Origin of the sequence: Chromohalobacter sp. HP20-39, from assembly GCF_033052815.1 — a bacterium.
In the GTDB taxonomy this organism is placed as follows: Bacteria; Pseudomonadota; Gammaproteobacteria; order Pseudomonadales; family Halomonadaceae; genus Chromohalobacter.
On the sequence record NZ_JAWHTP010000097.1, the window covers coordinates 1 to 533 of the forward strand.

1 protein-coding gene is annotated in these 533 nt (G+C 65.3%); it reads right to left on the reverse strand.

What is annotated here, in order from left to right; all coding sequences use genetic code 11:
* Positions 1 to 28 precede the first annotated feature (28 nt).
* Positions 29 to 533: MFS transporter (locus RVY79_RS17110; protein WP_317465673.1), on the reverse strand; the 505-nt coding region annotated here is incomplete at its 5' end.

The following is a 533-nucleotide window of genomic DNA, read 5'->3' on the forward strand; positions in this document are numbered from 1 at the left end:
GGCACGCGTGGCGTGAAATTGGCGTAGATCAAGCGACACCGTCATCCGCAGACAGCGGCGCGGCAACCTGTTCCAGCGGTTTGCGCTCGGCGGCAGTCCCCCAACGTGCCTGTACGGCAGCGGCCAGAAGCATGAGCACCGCACCGAAAGCGTAGCCGGCAAAGACCGCGCTGCGCGCGTGCGTATCGATCAGCCACCCGAACAGCGCGGGGCCTGCGACCCCGCCCAGCCCTGTGCCCACGGCATAGAACAGCGCAATGGCTAGCGCTCGCACTTCCAACGGAAAGGTCTCGCTCACCGTCAGGTAGGCCGAGCTGGCGGCCGCCGATGCAAAGAAGAACACCACCGTCCATGCGAGCGTCTGCGTGGTGCTGTCGAGCGCACCAGCGTTGAACAGCGCACCGCTGGCGAGCAACAGCACACCACTGATCGCGTAGGTGGCGGCGATCATCGTGCGCCGGCCCAGCACATCTAACAATCGGCCAAGCAGTAGCGGCCCGAGAAAGTTGCCCAGCGCAAATGGCAGCAGGTAC